The following is an 18480-nucleotide window of genomic DNA, read 5'->3' as shown; positions in this document are numbered from 1 at the left end:
AAACTAAATTCCTTACTTTACTGCTTTAATCAACGAAACTATGAATGCAGTTATAACAGGTGCCAGCAAGGGCATCGGAAAGGCTATTGCAGAGAAACTGGCTCAGGAAGGATTTAATGTAGCTATTTGCGCCAGACATGCAGACACGCTGGCAAGTGCAAAGGCTGCCATCCAGGCAAAGAACCCGGCAGTAACAGTACATGCAGAATTGGTGGATATGGGCGATAAAGCACAGGTACTGGCCTTTGCAGCTAAAATAAAAACCGTTTTTTCAAGTGTTGATATACTGGTGAATAATGCCGGCATTTTTATTCCGGGAGCTATACACCAGGAAGAAGATGGCTTACTGGAAAAGTTGATGGCGGTAAATGTATACAGCGCCTATCACCTTACCCGTGAATTATTGCCCCTGATGATACCGCATCGCAACGGACATATTTTTAACATGTGCTCTACTGCCAGCCACAAGGCTTACCCCAACGGCGGTTCCTACAGTATTACCAAATACGCTTTGCTAGGCTTCAGCAAAAATCTGCGAGAAGAGCTGCAGGCCCATAATATCCGTGTTACCGCTGTGAGCCCGGGCCCTACACTAACAGCCTCCTGGGAAGGTTTTGAAGCGGCCCCAGACAGAATGATGCCTCCCGAAGATATTGCCAGTGTTATCTGGTCGGCCTGGTCAATGGCCAAACAAACCGTAATTGAAGAAATCCTGCTCAGACCCATGCTGGGAGACATATAACAGAAAGAATTACGAATTGCGAATTATGAATTGCGGTTATAAGCGAAGATCGCGCCGATCCGTAATTCGTAATTCTTTTAACTAACTTTTAACGGGTGCTTACTGCGCTTCCGGAGCGGCTTTGGTTAAATTTGTTGACATAACTATGATGGACAGATATTGTATAAGGAAGTGTATTTTCTCCGTTTTGTTTTGCTTAGGGCTGGTAGCTTGTGCCTCCGCTCAGGAGTTTCGCTTTACCACCTCCGTGAGCAATAACAATGTGACACAGGATGAACCATTCCAGATCCAGTTCATGCTGGAAAATGGCGTGAACGTGGCCAGCTTTACACCACCCAGCTTCAAGGACTTTGACGTGTTGCAGGGACCTTCGCAAATGCAGGGACAATCTATCTTCAATGGTAAGCGGTCTGAATATATCGCACTGAGCTACCTGTTACAAGCCAAACATGTGGGTAGTTTCACTATTGCAGGTGCGCAGGCACGTGTGAATGGCAATATCGTAAAATCCAATCCTGTTTTAATTGAAGTTAAAAAAGGTAATGGGCAGGCTCAACAACAGCAGCAACAACAAACGCAGCAGCCATCTGCCGGATTACAGCCGCACCGTGGCCAACAGGGCAACGCAGATGATTTACCGGAAGGTGTACTGAAAAAGGGCGAAGACATAAATGAAAAGCTCCGCAAAAATATTTTCCTGAAAGTAGATGTAGATAAAACCAATTTATACGAAGGAGAACAACTAACGGCAACGTATAAACTTTTTACGCGCCTGCCAACTAATTCAAGCGTCACCAAAGTGCCCGCCTTCAAAGGTTTTTCTGCAAAAGACATTGAATTGCCCAATCCGCCACAAGCCACTGAAGAAAGAGTTAACGGCATTCCGTATAAAGTATTTACCATTCGTAAAACACTGCTGTTTCCATTTCAATCCGGCAAACTGGACCTTGATCCGGTTGAGGTAGACAACCAGGTGCGACTGGTAAAAATGGTCAGCAGCAAACATGGGGGAGGTAAAGCTAAAGATCCGTTCGATGATATCTTCAATGATCCTTCTTTTAAAGATCCATTCTTTGATGATTTCTTTAATCGCCCGGAAGTAGAATACCAGGATGTTCCGTATAAGATCCAAAGCAACCCGATAACAATAAACGTGAAGCCAGTGCCCATTGAAGGCCGGCCTACCAGCTATAACGGTGCTGTTGGTCGCTTTAACATGACTGCAACAGTAGATAAAAATAAACTTACCACGGATGATGCACTGACACTGAAAGTTACTATTGGCGGTCAGGGTAATGTAAACCTGCTCAACCCTCCTAAAATAGAGATCCCCAGCGGATTTGAAAAGTACGATCCAAAGGTAACAGACGACATAGAAAAGAATAGCAACCCGCTCTCCGGTAGCCGCACATTTGAATATGTGCTGATGCCACAGGAAGCAGGCGACCATACCATACCAGCCGTTGAATTCTCTTACTTTGATCCAGCCGCCAACAGCTATAAAACAATGCGCTCGCAACCATTTGTAATTCACATTACACAAGGCAAGCACATCAAACAAGACAAGCAGGATTTTGGGGTAGCTAAAAATGAACTCGTGAAAAATGACACCGGCATCCTGAACTGGACAAAAAACCATAGCTGGTTTATTCTCAGCCCATGGTTCTATGTATTGCTGCTACTGCCTTTACTCATAGCAGCAGGCATCATCGTATATAAACGCAGAAAAAATTACAACACCACCAATGCAGCCTTACTCAAACACCGCTATGCAAATAAAGTAGCACTGAAAAGGCTGGAACTGGCGGCACGTTACCTGAAAGACGGTAAGGAAAAAGCTTTTTATGAAGAAACTTCCCGTGCAGTATGGGGATATCTGAGTAACAAGCTAAAGATCCCCATGGCAGATCTCAGTAAACAATTAGTGCAGGACAAACTGGCGGCACGCCGCATCAACGGCAGCAATGCAAGTGAGCTGTTTGAGCTGATAGCCAATTGCGAAGTAGCACTCTATGCGCCTGCACAAAATCATAAGATGCAGGGTACTTACGAGCAGGCGGTACATATTATCAGCAACCTGGAAGATGCGTTGAAGAATTAATTATTTAACGAAAGGTCAAAATGCGGAATCACAGAAATATTATATCCATTTTTTTTGCCATCGCACTGTTCTTCCTGGCTAATACAGACAGTTATGCACAGGCGCCTCAAAACACCCATCAGCAAAGCTTTGAGGAAGCGAACAACCTCTTTAATCAAAGTAAGTTTACTGAATCAGCAAAGATCTATCAGCAACTGCTGGATGAAGGTGTGAATCATAAAGCCATCTACTTCAATGCCGGAAATGCTTATTACAAAGCAGGAAAAAACAGCCTGGCAATATATAATTACGAAAAAGCATTGCAGTTATCACCCAATGATGCTGCGGTAAAACATAATCTTGCCATTGCCAATCAGAAGGTGAACGGCTACGTAGAGGAGTTACCGTTAGTATTTTTTCAGCAGTGGTGGTTACAATTACAACACCTGCATAAGGCCAATGGGTGGGCAGTTGGGAGTATCCTGTTTTTCTGGTTGCTGATAACCGGCATTATGCTCAATACTTTTTTGCCGGGATGGAAGAACAAATTTTTGCGCTGGGGAAACTACGCTATCGGCGCCCTGTTTTTACTCTACCTTCTTATGGCTGTTGATACGTACCTGGCAGCTAATAATCATCAATCCGGTATTGTGATGAACAACAATATCAAAGTAAAGACGGCACCGGACGAAAACAGCAAAGATGCTTTTGAGATCCAGGAAGGTATGAAAGTACATGTATCAGATGCGACCAAGGATTTTTGTAAGATAGAGCTGGCAGATGGCAAGAGCGGTTGGATCAGCTGCGCTTACATTAAGCGGTTGTAACAGATTACAAATGTTCTATCCGCAACAGAAAATCCTGTTTTTTCTCACGGGATACCGGCACACTATAGCCATCACACATAATTATTTCTCCACCATCTCCTTTAATATATTTATCCATGAAAGATAAATTGATGAGGAAGCTGTTATGCACACGAAAAAAACCTTTATTACACAGCAACTCCTCCATCTCTTTCATGTTGCGACACACGAGTACCGGCTTTTCCTGCATTTGTAAATGAATGGTGGTTTTGGTAGCCGTAGATTCACAATAAATAATATCTTTTACAGACACCATCCGCAAGCCATCTATGGTAGGAAATGCCAGCCTTTCGTCCTGATGCAGTTGCAGATAAAGATACTGTAACAGGTCTTCCACTTTTGCTGCGGAATTGGATACTGATTGTGTGCCCGCTTTTTCCACAGCTTCCATCAGTTCTTTTCCATCAATGGGCTTGAGTAAATAATCCAGGGCGCTGTGGTGAATGGCCTTTAAGGCGTAGTGATCATAGGCTGTTGTAAATATAACGGCAAAGGAGTGATTGGTACATGCTTCCAATACCTGGAAACCATCCAAACCGGGCATTTCCACATCCAGGAAAAGCAGTTCCGGTTGCTGCTTAATAATGGCCTCCAGTGCAGAGGTACCATTGCTGCAGGCAGCCTGCACGGAAACATGAGGACAGTACTTCTCTAACATAATACGCAGCACGTCTCTGCTATGTTTCTCATCGTCCACGATAATGGCACGCATGTGATTAGATTAAGTGTTGAGTGCTTTAGATTTGCTGTAGGTTTTGTTATATGGTTAGTGCTATGTGGTCGTTAAGCCAGAAAATCCATGTAGAAATTAAGCTATTTACCAGAAATAACCAACTAAAGCCTTATCCGGCCAATGATTGCCGGGTACCAACGTGTTGCATACTGATAGTGAGCTGGTTACCGGATGGTTCGTGTTCCTCGTCAAATAGTTGCCTGGATTTAATGCTCGCCTGCATATGGTATTTTTCACTCATCATGTACAGCCGCTCTGAGGCAATGTCTATCCCTGACGCTTGCCGTTCACCGGTGCCATCCAGCAGTTCGGTAATCAGGATACCGTTATCTTCCAGGTGAATAAAAAGGCGATCGTTTTCCTGGCCAATGATGATCTTCAAACAACCGCCTGTTTTTTGCGGCCGGGGCAGCAGCCGGTGCCAGATAGCATATTGTACATACGGCTGAATAATCAGCGGAGGTATCAGTGTAAATTGTTGATTCACTTCCGGTAATACATGCAGCTGATAGTTGAATTGCTGGTCAAAACGTAGTTGTTCCAGTTGTATATATAGTTCCAGTGCTTCCAGTTCATCATACAGCGATATCCATTCCTTGTTGAAATTACCGATCATCAGCCGCATCAGCCGGGAAAAACGGGTAAGATACAGGGATGCCATATCCGTGCTGGTAGTAAGGATATAATGATGAATAGCATTGAGGCTATTAAAAATAAAATGCGGGTCCATCTGCGCCTGGAAAGCATGTAGCTCCAGGTTAATCAACGCATGGTGAATGGTTATTTCTTTCGCTGAAGCTCTCTTGATCCTTCTTTCCCGCAGGATAAAAAATACGATGAGGGTTATGAGACTTAACAAAAAAAACAGCCAGTAAGGCCATCCCGCAGCAAAAATTATTTCATTGTAAAAATGTGCCACACATAAGGTTTGCAAGAAGCCGAATCTTCTTCTGATAAGCTGCTTAAATATCGGCTAAATCATAACCAATAGAAAGGGGCATTTATTATGAGGTAGAATTTTACAGGAAACTGGGGAGAAAACGATGAAAAGTGGTAGAGCGGTTAGCTTTTAGCAATTAGCTTTTAGCAATCTTCGCTGCATTCTCTAACAGCTAATTGCTAAAAGCTAAAAGCTGTTGCTACGCTTCTGTAAATTTATACCCCACACCTCTTACAGAGTGGAAATACCGGGAGTTGCGGCTATCTTCCTCAAAGTATTTGCGGAAGTTGAGAATAAAGTTATCGATGGTCCTGGTAGTAGGATATACGTTATAACCCCAAACTACCTGCAATATTTTTTCACGTGTTACTACTTCACCTTTGTTTTCGATGAGCAGCTTCAACAGCATGGCTTCTTTCTTACTCAGCTCATAATGTTTACCATCTTTACCTACACATTCCTGTGCAGCAAAATCGATCATATTATCACCAAAACGATATACGTTTGGTACGCTGTCTTTATCCTGAATTTTTTTGTTCTTCACAATCAGTTTCTCCACACGCAGCAACAGTTCTTCCAGGTTAAAGGGCTTGGTCATATAGTCATCACCACCTTTTTTGAGGCCCAGTACGCGATCAGCGCTGCTGTTCTTGGCACTCAGGAAAAGGATAGGCACTTCATTGTTCTGAATCCGGATGTTTTCGCACACGGCGATACCATCCATTTCCGGTAACATAATGTCCAATATGATAAGGTCAAAATATTCGTTCTTTACTGCTTTCAGCGCAGTTGTGCCGTTATCGACTGCAGTTACTTCATATCCTTCCAGCTCCAGGTTCAGCTTCAGCGCTTCCTGGAGATTTTCTTCATCCTCCACCAGCAGTATTGATGCCTTTGTCGCTTCCTTCATGTGTTAATGTTTGATTTTACTTCAAATCCGGATCCGGGTGTTCATTCCTTCATCTAATTTACGCTGTTTGTACGGAATATTCAGGCCAGGTTATTTCAAAACAGGTACCAGCAGGTACGTTATCTTTTACTTCGATGTATCCACCATGCTGCTCCACTATTTTAGCCGTGAGGAATAAGCCTAGTCCGGAACCCTTTGCCTTGCGGGTATTTTCATTACCTACACGGTAGAATTTCAGGAAGATCTTCGTCTTTTCCTCTTCCGGTATTCCTGGTCCTTCATCAATCACCTGCAACTTCAGCTGTTTATTGGTTTCAAACAGTCTGATATTGATGGTGGTATTTTTAGGTGCATATTTGGCGGCATTTTCCACCAGGTTACTCAGTATAATCTGCAACGTTAGTTTATCTCCATCCAGCCATACATGCGGTAAAATGCCGGCTTCGATCAGGTGGGTACCAATGCGGCCTCCCAACTCTCTGATACAGCTTTCAACCAGTTCTGAAAAGTTCAGCGGCTCTTTATACAGCTGGTACTTATGCGTTTCCAGCTGCGCTGCCAGCAGGATGTTATTACAAAGCTGGTCCAGACGGTTGGTTTCCCGAATTGTATTATTAATGAGCTTCAGTTGCTTTTCTTCGTCCAGCCGGTGTTTGCGGATAGTTTCCAGGTTTAGTTTAGCCGCCGCAATAGGTGATTTCAATTCATGTGTAACGGCCATCATAAAATTCTGTTGCTGTCTGCTGAGCTTCATATATTTCCACACGGCCCTATATACAAAGAGTGCGCCGAGTAAGATAATTCCTAAAAAAATGAGTCCTTCCCCCAGGTATTTAAAAGAGCGCATATGCTCTTCTTTGTTGATACGTTGCAGTTCCAGCTGATGTTCAACCGGCTGGGCAAGGCTATCCACACGTAATGACAGGTTTTGCTGTTCAAAGCGACTGATTTGTTCGCTTTGTCTGAACAGAAGAATGCCCCACCATACCAGGGCTGCTATTGTATATGCCAGTACTAAAAAATAGACGAAGGAAACGGATTTACCTTCCTGCATTTTATTGAAAATCCTTTTCATCATGGCCTTTTGCCGGCTTTCTCAATCCGCAAGCCAATATTCATCACATGGGGGAGCGGATTTTGCCGCATATTTTGCTCAAAGGTAAACTTATAGGTGCCCGGTTTATTGAAGATGGCCTTTTGCTGAATGAAAATACGATGCTCATAAATATCATCCAGACCTGTTCCCGACCATTTGCCGGAAACATCTGCCAGGGGCAGTTCTACGCGTTGCTCTTTGGGTATACTATCACCGGGATACCGCGTACCCACCAGCACCCATATGTTGCTGTAAGGGTAGGCATCTGTATGCCTCACATTTACACAAATATTGTAAAGGAAGACAGTATCTTCCGGCTGTAAGGTTACTTCGAAAGACGGTTTATAATCATAAGTCCAATCATGGCCCGGTATCTCCAGGTTTTTCTCGTAGACATCCATTTTAGGCGGCTTGCAGGCTGCAGCCAATAATAGTAAGCCTGCTGTTGCCAGGAATAATTTGTTCATACGGTATGCGCCTTACTATAAAACGTTTAAAACTTGTTCTTTGGCTTTCTCCAGTTCATCTTTCATCAGCACAACCCATTGCTGGATGCCGGCATCATTGGCTTTGGAGCCGGTTGTATTTATTTCGCGTCCTATTTCCTGCAGCACAAAGCCCAGCTTCTTGCCTTTGGCAGCATCTCCATCTTTCAATATTTCTTTGAAATAGCGGAGGTGATTTTCCAGGCGGGACAACTCTTCCGAAATATCCAGTTTTTCCAAATAAAAGATCAGTTCCTGCTCCAGTCTGTTGCCATCAACATTTTCCTTACCCACATGTTCTGCCAGTAATCCTTCCAAACGCTGGCGGATACGATCTTTACGCAGTGGGTCCAGTTCACGTACCTTCTGCATAGAAGCATCAATGTTTTCTATACGTTGCATCAGATCAGCTTCCAGCATCTGGCCTTCATCGAGCCGGTGTGTATCGAGGTCGGTGAGTGCCTGGCGCAGTGTGCCTTCCACATCTTTCCATTCTTCTTCTGACATTTGTTCTGTAGCAGGACTCACTACTTCCGGCAGTTTCATCAGCACATTGAGCATATCACCCTGCGGCAGATCCAGCTGATTAGCCAGCGTGGTGATAGACTGGTAGTAGAACTTAGCAAGATCTGTATTGATTACAACCGGACGGGTAGCACCATTCTGGCGAATGTTGATAGTTGCATCCAATGTACCACGTTGCAATGTTTGTTGCATAAGTGCACGGATGTCGAACTCATAGGGTCGCAGCAACGGAGAAAATTTCAGGTTCACCTCAAACTGCTTACCATTAAGCGATTTGATCTCCACCACAATACTTGTTTCGCCTCTTGTGCTTTCTGCCCTTCCGAAGCCGGTCATTGATTTCAGCATAATAGAAATTTGTAGGTGACAAACCTAGTTAAAAAAGCTGAAAGCAGAAAGCTGAAGGCAAAAAGCCATCATGTAAAAGATAAAAGCGAAGATGGCAACGGATATAAGTTCCGCGCTTATCTTCGCTTTAATCACTTTATGTTGTTGTTTTATGCTTTCAGCCTGAGCTGCTTATAGATCTCTGCCTGGCTTAACTGCACCATTTCTCCGGATTGCATGCCTTCGATCGTAATATCTTCCATACGATAACGGACAAGCCTCAACGTAGGAAAACCAACAGCGGCTGTCATCCGTCTTACCTGCCTGTTCTTTCCTTCGTGTAATACCATCCTGATCCAGGGCGCAGGAATACTTTTGCGGAAACGAATAGGAGGGTTGCGTGGGGGTAGTAAAGGCTCTTCCGTAAATATGGACGCCTCACAACGCCGTGTGCGATACATCTTTCCATCTACATTAATCTGCACACCGTCTCGCAATTGCTTTACGGCAGCATCCGTTACAGCACCATCTACCTGCACCCAATATTCCCTTTCATGGGCATATTGCGGTAAGAGTAGTCGTTGATTGAGGGCCTTGTCATTTGTGAGAATGAGCAGCCCTTCGCTATCATAATCGAGGCGACCCACCGGATACACGTCCGAAGGCACTTTAAAATAATCCGCCAAACATGATTTGTTGTCTTCCGGGGTAAACCGGGTCAACACCTCATATGGCTTATAAATCACATAATAATTAAGTGCCACAACAGCTTTTACTTTGGTTAAGGAGCCGTAAATTAGTACTTTTGCACAATTCATTATGGCTACTTCGTTTCATAATCCTTCCTGCCAGCATTGCAAGGATCGCTTTTCTTCTATATTCTGCAAAGCGGAACAATGTAATCTTGATCAGATTACAGAAGCGAAAGTATGCTCCGTTTACAAAAAAGGTCAGGTGATTTTTCATGAAGGCGCCTACCCATTTGGTGTATACTGTATTAATGATGGAAAAATTAAGCTCTCACACAGCGGAGATGACGGCCGGGAACAAATTGTACGCCTCATTAAAGCCGGTGATATTATGGGCTATAAAGCTTTATTAAGCAACGAAAGATATACTGCTACAGCTACAGCACTGGAAGATTCTTCCATCTGCTTCGTCCCTAAAGACCTGTTCCTTAATATCCTGCAAAAAGATGCCTCCCTTTCATTTGAAATGATGCGCATCTTATCCAGTGAATTGCGTAAGGCAGAACTAAAGATCACTCACCTGGCGCAAAAGCCGGTCAGAGAACGCCTCGCAGAAACATTACTCTTTATCAAAGAAACATACGGACTGGAAGAAGATGGCCACACACTCAGTGTCCGCCTCTCCCGCGAAGAAATTGCCAACCTGGTAGGCACTGCCACAGAATCCGCTATACGCCTGCTTTCTGAGTTCAAGAAGGATGGCATGATAGAGCTGGAAGGCAAGAAGATCCGCCTGCTGGACATGCCCGAGATTATAAGAACAGCCAACCTGCAGGATTAGCGACGCTTTCCTGACAAATATCATATTCCTCCCTGACACATATCATTGCCCCTCGTTACTGCTATAGGTAGTTTTGTATCCACACAAAATACCAGCCATGTACCCGTATGCTATCATCAATTTTCATGAGTTAACACCCGCTGCTTTATGTGATGTTCCTCCCCTCATACCCGGTCGCACGATAGTGATAACGCAACACGACATTAACAATATAATCATCGGTTAATGGCTGCTGCTCCTCATATCAATACACAAACTACCTGCTATCATTGCGGGGAAGATTGTCCGGATAAGGATAATACGCTGCAGGAAAAAATATTTTGCTGTCAGGGGTGTAAAATGGTGTACGAAATCCTTAACCAGTACGGCCTCTGTGAATATTATGATCTCAACAGCAAACCTGGTATTAATCAACGCATTGCAGTGCGCCAGGATAAGTTTGCTTTCCTGGAAGAGGAGAAAATACAACAACAACTGATTCAATTCCGTGACGATACACAAACACATGTTTGTTTCTATATACCACATATCCATTGCAGCTCTTGTTTATGGCTGCTGGAAAACCTGCACCGGCTGGATAAAGGCATACAGCGTGTAACCGTTAACTTTAGTAAAAAGGAAACGCTGATTATTTTTTCGCAGCAACAAACATCTTTAAGGCATGTAGCTGAAATACTCACTGCTATTGGCTATGAACCATACATTAGTTTGCAGGACCTCCAACATAAAAAGCCCCGCACCAACCAGGCGCTTATCTACCAATTGGGAATAGCCGGTTTTTGTTTTGGTAATATTATGCTGCTTAGTTTTCCTGAATACTTTGCCAGCGCTGGCAGTTTAGATGAAAGCCTTAACAGCACATTCCGCTATATGACCCTGACATTGGCACTCCCTGTTTTCTTTTATAGCGCACAGGTATTTTTTAAATCTGCCTGGAGTGGTCTTAAACACGGTTTTCTGAACATTGATATGCCTATTGTACTGGCTATTATCGTCACTTTTGTGCGTAGTATAGCAGAGGTGATAAGCGACAATAACAATGCTGCAGATAATCTCCGTAAACTGATGGGAAGCAATGCCACTTTGCTTTTGAGCAACAGCCGGCAGACAAACTCGCTTATATCATCTCCCTACAAAAAAAAGGAAAAAAAGTAATGATGATAGGTGATGGATTAAATGATGCAGGTGCATTAAAACAAAGCGATATAGGCATCTCTTTAACAGAAGACAGTAATAACTTTACGCCTGCCAGTGATGGTATTTTAGATGCCAGGAAACTACCTTTACTATTGGATTTCATACAATTATGCAAGGCTAACAAGCGTATTATCCTCATAAGTTTTATTTTATCACTCCTCTATAATATTACCGGTTTATACTTTGCCGTACAAGGATTGCTATCTCCACTGGTAGCAGCTATATTAATGCCTGCCAGCTCCATAAGTATTGGACTGATTACTTTTGTTTTGCAGATGGCGGGCCACAACCTCCTTCAGAGTTATCTGATCCGGTAGCGATGGTATTACTGGTGGTGATAGGAGGACTCTTGCTCGCTATTGGTATCCTTGGCAACGCAGTAATGGGTGCGATGGATATTTTCAGAGAAAAGATGACAAAAGATGGCAGTAAAACATTGCTGACAGCCGGAATTGTCGTATTGACACTCATGAGCAACAGTGCTTTTGCGCAAGATGCTGTAGTTACTGCCAGTCCATATTTTACCCGGTTGTCTCAAACATCTTTTTATCTCCTGCTGTCAGTAATTGTGCTGGAACTGGCAGTGATCATCAGCTTACTATTCCTGCTGCGATACCTGGTTGGCATTAAGCGGAAATGTAAGCCTAAAAAGGTGGTGGCAGCAGGTAAGCCGCGTATCTCCTGGTGGGAAAAAGTAAACAATACCCAAACGCTGGATACGGCTGCAGAGGCGGGGCAGAACATGGGTCACAACTTCGACGGCATCCGTGAACTGAATAATCCTACACCACCCTGGTGGAAATGGGGTTTCATTTTCAGTATATGTTTTGGAATAGTATATTTCTGGCGTACAGAAATATCACATTCTGCACCCAGCCAGATAGAAGAGCTGGCCATGGCAGAAGAAAAAGCAGCTATTGCCAAAGAAGCCTACCTGAAAAATGCCGCCAACAACATTGATGAAAATAATGTAACGCTACTGGTAGATGCCGGCGATATCACTGCAGGACAAAAGATGTTCATCTCTAACTGTGCACCTTGCCACGGGCCGCAAGGGCAGGGCGTTGTAGGTCCTAATCTCACTGATGATTACTGGCTGCACGGCGGTAAAATCAATGAGGTATTCAAAACCATTAAGTATGGTGTAGCAGATAAGGGAATGAAATCCTGGCAAGAAGATTTCTCACCCAAACAACTGGCCCAGCTGGCCAGTTTTATCAAGTCTATTCATGGTAGTAACCCACCCAATGCAAAGGAACCACAAGGACAAAAAGAATAAGCCATGGCCGATAGTACCACTTTCAGAGACAGTATAGCCACCGTTGATAAACAAGGTAAACGCAACTGGATATTTGCGCAGCAGCCCAAAGGCCGCTGGTATAATATCCGCAGCATTGTGAGCGGGTGTTATTTTAGTGTTTTTTTCAGCCTGCCGTTTATTGCTATAAATGGCAGGCCTTTATTTATGCTGAATGTGGTAGAAGGAAAATTTATTTTGTTTGGCGCTATCTTCTGGCCCCAGGACTTCTTCATTTTCGGGTTGGCAATGCTGGCTTTCATTTTATTTATTGTTGTGTTTACCATGGCGTTTGGTCGCCTCTTTTGCGGGTGGATGTGCCCACAAACCATCTTCATGGAAATGTTGTTTCGCCGGCTGGAATATCGGATAGAAGGGGATGCGGCTGCACAACGTCTTTTACAGCAATCGCCCTGGAACACCAACAAAATTGTTCGCAAAACAGGCAAACACCTGGCTTTTTATGCCTTATCGTTCCTGATTGCCAATATATTCCTGGCTTATATCATTGGCGCCAAAGCGCTGGGACAAATCATTACCGGGCCATTATCGGCACATACCGGCGGGTTTATTGCCATCCTGGTTTTTTCAGGTGTTTTCTATGGCGTATTTGCCTTTATGCGGGAGCAGGTGTGTACGATTGTATGCCCTTATGGCCGTTTACAGGGCGTATTGCTCGATAAAAGCTCCATATTGATGGCTTACGACTACAAAAGGGGAGAGCCCCGCGGAAGGTTCCGTAAAGACGATTCCCGGGCTGTGGTCGATTGTATCGACTGTATGCAGTGTGTAAAGGTTTGTCCTACGGGCATAGATATACGGAATGGTACCCAGCTGGAGTGCGTTAACTGCACCGCATGCATAGATGCCTGCGATTTTATGATGGAAAAAACAGGCCGCCCCAAAGGTTTGATCCGCTATGCTGCTGAAAATGGCATTGCCCAAAAAGAACGGTTGCGTTTTACGCCTCGTCTGAAAGTATACACCCTTATCCTGATCGTCCTCCTGGGCGCTATCAGTTTTATGCTAACGGGTCGCCAGCCTGTTAGCGGCACTATTATGCGTACTGCGGGCATGTTGTATCAGGAGCGGGGAAACGATAGTCTTACTAATCTTTACCGCATTAAGCTGGTAAATAAAACAACACAGGATATCCCTCTGGAACTGAAACTGGAAAATGAGGCCGGTACCATTACCATGATAGGCAACCCCATCATTCACGTAAAAGCAGAAGGGCAGGGGGAAGGCACTTTTTTCATTGTCCTGCCAAGAACAGCAGTGCATAACCGTAAGGCTACCCTTTACATCGGGTTATATCAACAGAACAAAAAAATCACCCGCCTGCGTACCACCTTTTTAGGACCGGTACAATAGGCAGGCATCTTAATAAAATCTTTAAACGCATTTACCATGAACTGGGGACATAAAATCATCATAGTATTTGTAGTGTTTGCCGCTGGTCTTTTAACGCTGGTAACAAAAAGCATGCGTACCAGGATAGATATGGTAACGCCTGATTACTACAGCGAAGAATTAAAATACCAACAGGTGATAGATGGTAAACAAAATGCAGGTGCATTATCCACGCCGGTAATCATAGCCCAAGCCGACAATACCATCGCTGTCACCTTTCCCAGGGAGCTGCACCAACGGGAGCTTACCGGTAAAGTAACCTTTTACAGGCCTTCTGATTCCGGTAAAGATGTGGACTTGTCATTGCAACCTGATAACGATGGTCAACAATTGATAAGCAAACAGTTATTGACCAAAGGTCAGTACAAAATAAAAGTGCAATGGACCATGGACAACAAACCATTCTACCAGGAGCAATTAATAAATATTTATTGATTTTAACATTTGAATATTTTGTTTCAACAGACAGATAAATAATCGCATCATGTTCGTGTTCACCTCTTTTATGCTGGGCTTTGTGGGCAGTTTTCACTGCATAGGCATGTGTGGGCCCATTGCATTAACGTTGCCGGTACAGCACCTCAAAGACAGTAAAAAGCTGGCAGGCATACTGCTGTACAATGCCGGTCGTATCAGTACCTACGCATTGCTGGGAATGATCTTTGGCTGGCTGGGAAAACAGTTTTACCTGGGTGGCTTACAGCAAGGATTATCCATTGCGACAGGCAGCTTGTTATTGCTGATCGTATTACTAAAATACACCGGTATCAGGTGGACAAATGGCAGGCATCTCCCTAATGCATATACCAGAAAAATAAAATCCGCTCTTGGTACATTACTGCGTCAGCAGCGCTTCCATACGTTATACGCCATTGGTTTACTGAATGGCTTCCTGCCATGTGGATTAGTGTACCCCGGTATAGCCGGTGCCATTGCAACCGGCGGGGTAGGAAAGGGGATGTTGTTTATGGCTGCATTTGGCACAGGCACTCTTCCTGCTATGATAGGAGTTACCTGGTTCGGTCATCTCATCAGCATAAGTGTAAGAAACAAAATGCGCAACATGATACCGGTAGTAATCAGCATCATGGGCATATTGCTCATCCTGCGCGGCCTCAATCTGGGTATTCCTTATATCAGTCCCACGCTGATGCCGCAAAGCGAAAATGTAGTTGAAAATTGTTGTCATAAATCATAACTTATTATGAACCTTATACGAAAATATAATGTAGCCGCGCCGCGGTATACCAGTTATCCCACGGTTCCTTATTGGGAAGAAAACAGCTTTGATATCAACGACTGGAAAGCACTGTTGAAAAAAACTTTCCTGGCGTCTAACAGCAAGGACGGTATCAGTTTGTATATTCATCTCCCTTTCTGCGAAAAAATGTGTACCTACTGTGGTTGTAATAAACACATCACGGTAAATCATAAAGTGGAAGCACCTTATATGGCGGCCCTGTTAAAAGAATGGCAGCTGTATGTAAATACCTTCGGTGATAAGCCACGGATCCGTGAGATACATCTCGGAGGAGGTACACCTACTTTTTTCAGTGCGGAGCATTTAACCAATCTGCTGGAAGGTATTTACAGCACAGCAGCATTACTCCCCGATGCATGCCTGAGCTTTGAAGGACATCCCGGCAATACTACGCCGGAACATCTGCAAACATTATACAACCTGGGCTTCCGCAGGATCAGTTTAGGCATACAGGATTTTGACCCTCATGTGCAGGAGATCATTAACCGGCTACAACCTTTTGAAACAGTAGCAGCAGTGGTGGATAATGCCAGGCAAACAGGCTTCACCTCCATCAACTTTGATCTGATCTATGGCCTGCCATTGCAAACGATAGCAGGTATGCAGGATACGATTGATAAAGTAGTACAGCTACGTCCGGACAGGATATCTTTTTACAGCTATGCGCATGTACCCTGGATCAAAGGAACAGGACAACGACGATATACAGCAGATGACCTGCCAAAAGAAGCCGAAAAAAGGCACTTATACGAACTGGGTAAGTCGCTTTTCGACAATAACGGTTATACGGAGATAGGTATGGATCATTTTGCATTACCGGGAGATGAGCTGTATACAGCATACAAAGAAGGACAGCTACATCGCAACTTTATGGGTTACACCGTTTCGCATACAGCACTGTTAGTGGGACTGGGCGCGTCTTCCATCGGAGACAGCTGGTATGCATATGTACAAAATGAAAAGCAGATCACAGCTTACCAGGAGTTGGTAAACAAAGAAAGGTTTCCTATTGTTCGCGGGCATATACTAAATGAGGAAGATTTATTGTTGCGGGGACATATTCATAACCTGATGTGCACCTTTGAAACATCCTGGCATAAGGAAGATACACAATGCGATGCAGTAACAGACGGCTTACAAAGATTACAGGAACTGAAGAAAGACGGATTGGTGAATGTATATCCGCAAAAAGTAATAGTTACCGCCAAAGGAAGGCCTTTTATACGTAATATATGCATGGCCTTTGATGCCCGGCTATGGCGACAATTGCCACATTCACAACTCTTTAGCAAATCAATCTGAAAAATCTTTTGTTCGATTGTCTTTCTCCCGATTAAACTGATTATGCTGATTACCCCGATTTATTTTACGGATTAAAAAAGATTAGCGAAGATTAAAGCGGACATAATTGCTAAAGAAATAAAATCGGGGTAATCAGCATAATCAGTTTAATCGGGGAAAAGACAATTTTAAGGCAGGAAATTTTTCGATTTTTGACGCCTTCTCACCCAAAAAAGGGGAAAATGGAGGTCCGGCAGTTTTTACCGCCAACCATTAAAAAAGCGCAAAAGCAATTGTGTTATGTGTGTAATTTTTAGAGAGATAAAATAGCGATCGGCTGTAACGCTTTATTCATGCGGGTTTCAGAGGCAATAAAAAAAGTCTGACCGTTGGAACAATCAGACTTTCTTGTTATGTGAATGGGTTAGTAAGTACAGGGAAACAAAATTCCCTACACAATATTAAAAAGAATTTCATCACAAAAGAAAAATTTTACAAAAAAATTTATTCACACCACTAAAATAATTGTGGATAACAGCAGTCTGAAACTTTCAAATCATCGTCATCATACCGCCATATTTTGATTATTGCTATCGTTGATTTACTACCTTTGTCGCACTTTAACATTACTCAATAATTCAGATCATATGAAGTTCGAAGCACCTGTTGCGGTAACGGAAATAGCAGCATTCATAGGCGCAGAGCTGGTTGGCAATAGTCAACTGATGGCTGCCGGCATCAATGAAATACATAAAGTAACAGCGGGAGATATTTCGTTTGTTGACTTTGAAAAATACTACAACGCCAGTCTGCAATCAGCAGCAACGATTATCATCATTAATAAAAAAGTAGATTGTCCGGAAGGGAAGGCGCTGTTGGTGCTGGAAGATCCATTCAGTGCATATGTAAAACTGGTAAATAGATTCCGCCCTTTTGAACCGGCTACCAAAGCAATCAGCGACTCTGCATTGATAGGTGAAGGTACTGTTATACAACCTAACGTATTCATTGGCAATCATGTGCGTATTGGTCGTAACTGTCTGATACATCCTAACGTTACCATTTACGATCATTGTGTGATAGGAGATAACGTAATCATCCATGCCGGAACAGTGTTAGGTGCAGATGCTTTTTACTTCAAAAAAAGAGCTAACCGCGAAGTGATATACGATAAGATGGTAAGCTGTGGAAGGGTGATTATTGAAGACGATGTGGAATTAGGTGCAGGCTGTACTATCGACAAAGGTGTAAGCGGCGACACGATCATTGGTCGTGGTACCAAATTGGATAACATGATCCATGTTGGTCATGGTACCGTGATCGGCAGGAACTGTCTCATTGCTGCTCAGGTAGGTATAGCTGGTAAAGCAAAACTGGAAGATAACGTGATCCTGTGGGGACAGGTAGGTGTAAACAAAGATCTCGTTATCGGAAAAGGCGCCGTTGTGCTGGGACAAAGTGGTGTCGCTGGTGACCTTGAAGCTGGTAAAGTATATTTTGGCAGCCCGGTGCAGGATGCAAAAGATAGAATGAAAGAAATTAAATGGATGAAACGTATCCCTGAGATCTGGGAAAAAGTTAAAGGACTGTAGATTGTCTTTCTCATGATTAGGCTGATTATACTGATTGCCCCGATTTTATTTTTTTGATTATAAAAAGATTAGTGAAGATTAGAGCGGATATAATCGCTTTAATCTTCGCTAATCGGGTTTAAATCTTCTAAAATCAAAAGAATAAAATCGGGGCAATCAGTATAATCAGCCTAATCATGAGAAAGACAATTTTCGTAATTTCAAT

At 43.5% G+C, this 18480-nt stretch carries 19 protein-coding genes; 12 read left to right on the top strand and 7 right to left on the bottom strand.

Translation table 11 applies throughout. The annotated features are described in order from the left end of the window. Positions 1-40: 40 nt before the first annotated feature. The 3 genes from CLV51_RS03525 to CLV51_RS03515 all read left to right on the top strand — a co-directional run bounded on the left by CLV51_RS03525 (position 41) and on the right by CLV51_RS03515 (position 3649). Positions 41-742 carry an SDR family oxidoreductase gene (locus CLV51_RS03525; RefSeq protein WP_106526618.1) on the top strand — a complete coding sequence of 234 codons (702 nt, stop codon included), beginning with the start codon at positions 41-43 and terminating at the stop codon, positions 740-742. Between the two features lie 145 nt (positions 743-887). Then, positions 888-2843 (top strand): BatD family protein, encoded by a 1956-nt coding sequence (locus tag CLV51_RS03520; RefSeq protein ID WP_106526617.1) that lies wholly within the window; start codon positions 888-890, stop codon positions 2841-2843. A gap of 20 nt (positions 2844-2863) precedes the next feature. Continuing rightward, positions 2864-3649: a tetratricopeptide repeat protein gene (locus CLV51_RS03515; RefSeq protein WP_106526616.1), complete on the top strand. Its 786-nt coding sequence runs from the start codon at positions 2864-2866 to the stop codon at positions 3647-3649. A 4-nt stretch (positions 3650-3653) separates the two neighbouring features. Here CLV51_RS03515 and CLV51_RS03510 read toward each other — a convergent pair whose 3' ends face one another. From CLV51_RS03510 to CLV51_RS03480, 7 genes are all read right to left on the bottom strand, one after another. Next, positions 3654-4400, bottom strand: coding sequence for a LytR/AlgR family response regulator transcription factor (locus CLV51_RS03510; RefSeq protein ID WP_106526615.1), 747 nt, complete (start codon positions 4398-4400; stop codon positions 3654-3656). A gap of 130 nt (positions 4401-4530) precedes the next feature. Then, positions 4531-5340: a sensor histidine kinase gene (locus CLV51_RS03505; RefSeq protein WP_106526614.1), complete on the bottom strand. Its 810-nt coding sequence runs from the start codon at positions 5338-5340 to the stop codon at positions 4531-4533. Positions 5341-5560: 220 nt separating this feature from the next. After that, positions 5561-6271: a response regulator transcription factor gene (locus CLV51_RS03500; RefSeq protein WP_106526613.1), complete on the bottom strand. Its 711-nt coding sequence runs from the start codon at positions 6269-6271 to the stop codon at positions 5561-5563. 58 nt (positions 6272-6329) lie between these two features. Next, on the bottom strand, positions 6330-7349 hold the full coding sequence (locus tag CLV51_RS03495; RefSeq protein WP_106526612.1) for a sensor histidine kinase: 1020 nt from the start codon (positions 7347-7349) through the stop codon (positions 6330-6332). Next, a complete protein-coding gene (locus CLV51_RS03490; protein ID WP_106526611.1) occupies positions 7346-7834 on the bottom strand; it encodes a gliding motility lipoprotein GldH in 489 nt (162 codons plus the stop codon). The genes CLV51_RS03495 and CLV51_RS03490 overlap by 4 nt, the downstream gene beginning before the upstream one ends. 15 nt (positions 7835-7849) lie before the next feature. After that, positions 7850-8725: a YicC/YloC family endoribonuclease gene (locus CLV51_RS03485; protein ID WP_106526610.1), complete on the bottom strand. Its 876-nt coding sequence runs from the start codon at positions 8723-8725 to the stop codon at positions 7850-7852. A gap of 149 nt (positions 8726-8874) precedes the next feature. Then, a complete protein-coding gene (locus tag CLV51_RS03480; protein ID WP_106526609.1) occupies positions 8875-9522 on the bottom strand; it encodes a pseudouridine synthase in 648 nt (215 codons plus the stop codon). A 1-nt stretch (position 9523) separates the two neighbouring features. Between CLV51_RS03480 and CLV51_RS03475 the strand changes: the two genes are divergently transcribed. The 9 genes from CLV51_RS03475 (at position 9524) to CLV51_RS03440 (ending at position 18275) form a co-directional block, all read left to right on the top strand. Then, positions 9524-10234 carry a Crp/Fnr family transcriptional regulator gene (locus CLV51_RS03475; RefSeq protein ID WP_106526608.1) on the top strand — a complete coding sequence of 237 codons (711 nt, stop codon included), beginning with the start codon at positions 9524-9526 and terminating at the stop codon, positions 10232-10234. 225 nt (positions 10235-10459) lie between these two features. Continuing rightward, positions 10460-11389 (top strand): heavy metal translocating P-type ATPase metal-binding domain-containing protein, encoded by a 930-nt coding sequence (locus CLV51_RS03470; protein WP_245898609.1) that lies wholly within the window; start codon positions 10460-10462, stop codon positions 11387-11389. Next, entirely contained in the window at positions 11356-11748 is a 393-nt protein-coding gene (locus CLV51_RS29575) for a hypothetical protein (protein ID WP_342748457.1), read from the top strand. The genes CLV51_RS03470 and CLV51_RS29575 overlap by 34 nt, the downstream gene beginning before the upstream one ends. 2 nt (positions 11749-11750) lie before the next feature. Further along, entirely contained in the window at positions 11751-12710 is a 960-nt protein-coding gene (locus tag CLV51_RS03465) for a cbb3-type cytochrome c oxidase N-terminal domain-containing protein (RefSeq protein ID WP_106526607.1), read from the top strand. 3 nt (positions 12711-12713) lie between these two features. Further along, entirely contained in the window at positions 12714-14102 is a 1389-nt protein-coding gene (ccoG, locus tag CLV51_RS03460) for a cytochrome c oxidase accessory protein CcoG (protein ID WP_106526606.1), read from the top strand. Between the two features lie 36 nt (positions 14103-14138). Further along, entirely contained in the window at positions 14139-14576 is a 438-nt protein-coding gene (locus CLV51_RS03455; protein WP_106526605.1) for a FixH family protein, read from the top strand. Between the two features lie 49 nt (positions 14577-14625). After that, on the top strand, positions 14626-15339 hold the full coding sequence (locus CLV51_RS03450) for a sulfite exporter TauE/SafE family protein (RefSeq protein WP_211301934.1): 714 nt from the start codon (positions 14626-14628) through the stop codon (positions 15337-15339). Positions 15340-15345: 6 nt separating this feature from the next. Next, on the top strand, positions 15346-16704 hold the full coding sequence (gene hemN, locus CLV51_RS03445; RefSeq protein WP_106526603.1) for an oxygen-independent coproporphyrinogen III oxidase: 1359 nt from the start codon (positions 15346-15348) through the stop codon (positions 16702-16704). A 626-nt stretch (positions 16705-17330) separates the two neighbouring features. Then, complete coding sequence (locus tag CLV51_RS03440) at positions 17331-18275, top strand: UDP-3-O-(3-hydroxymyristoyl)glucosamine N-acyltransferase (protein ID WP_106526602.1); 945 nt, start codon at positions 17331-17333, stop codon at positions 18273-18275. Positions 18276-18480: the final 205 nt, after the last annotated feature.

This window comes from Chitinophaga niastensis (assembly GCF_003014755.1).
In the GTDB taxonomy this organism is placed as follows: Bacteria; Bacteroidota; Bacteroidia; order Chitinophagales; family Chitinophagaceae; genus Chitinophaga; species Chitinophaga niastensis.
The sequence above is the reverse complement of the archived record's forward strand: the minus strand, read 5'-3'. Positions and strand labels throughout refer to the sequence as shown.